The organism is Faecalibacterium gallinarum (assembly GCF_022180365.1).
Taxonomy (GTDB): domain Bacteria; phylum Bacillota; class Clostridia; order Oscillospirales; family Ruminococcaceae; genus Faecalibacterium; species Faecalibacterium gallinarum.
On record NZ_BQKV01000086.1, the window covers coordinates 1 to 308 of the forward strand.

Annotated in this window: 1 rRNA gene; it reads left to right on the plus strand. The window is 52.3% G+C overall.

Going from position 1 to position 308, the window contains the following annotated elements:
• Positions 1 to 308 (plus strand): 23S ribosomal RNA (locus tag JCM17207_RS10455); the annotation flags it as partial.

Consider the following 308-nt stretch of genomic DNA (forward strand, 5'->3'; position numbering starts at 1 on the left):
GAAGATGGCGAGAAAAGCTGTGTGTATTTCTGCGGTGCCCGTACCGCAAACCGACACAGGTAGGTAGGAAGAAGATTCTAAGGCCAACGGGAGAAGGGTTGTTAAGGAACTCGGCAAATTGACCCCGTAACTTCGGGAGAAGGGGTGCTGCAGAGATGCAGCCGCAGAGAATCGGCCCAAGCAACTGTTTACCAAAAACACAGGTTTGTGCTAAATCGAAAGATGACGTATACGAGCTGACGCCTGCCCGGTGCTGGAAGGTTAAGAGGAGATGTGCAAGCATTGAATCGAAGCCCCAGTGAACGGCG